This window comes from Halalkalibacter flavus (assembly GCF_036663575.1).
In the GTDB taxonomy this organism is placed as follows: Bacteria; Bacillota; Bacilli; order Bacillales; family Bacillaceae_D; genus Halalkalibacter; species Halalkalibacter flavus.
In genome coordinates this window covers 1-231 of the sequence record NZ_JAWRVK010000442.1, presented here as the reverse complement: position 1 = coordinate 231, position 231 = coordinate 1, and the positions used below count along the sequence as shown (strand labels likewise).

1 protein-coding gene is annotated in these 231 nt (G+C 56.7%); it reads left to right on the top strand.

The features are described 5' to 3' along the window. Positions 1-231 (top strand): hypothetical protein (locus SAY88_RS25730; protein ID WP_332635272.1); only part of this gene is annotated, 231 nt, incomplete at both ends.

The window sequence follows — 231 nt, the reverse complement described above, 5'->3', positions numbered from 1 at the left end:
GGGGGGGATTGTTCTTCACGAGGGGAACATCGCCGAAATGAAGACCGGGGAAGGGAAAACCCTGACCGCCACGATGCCCGTCTACTTAAACGCCCTCAGTGGTAAGGGGGTTCACGTTATCACGGTTAACGAGTACCTATCCGAACGGGACGCCAAAGAAATGGGGCAACTCTACCGGTGGCTGGGTTGTTCCGTGGGGGTCAACGGGGCCCAAAAGTCACCGGATGAAAA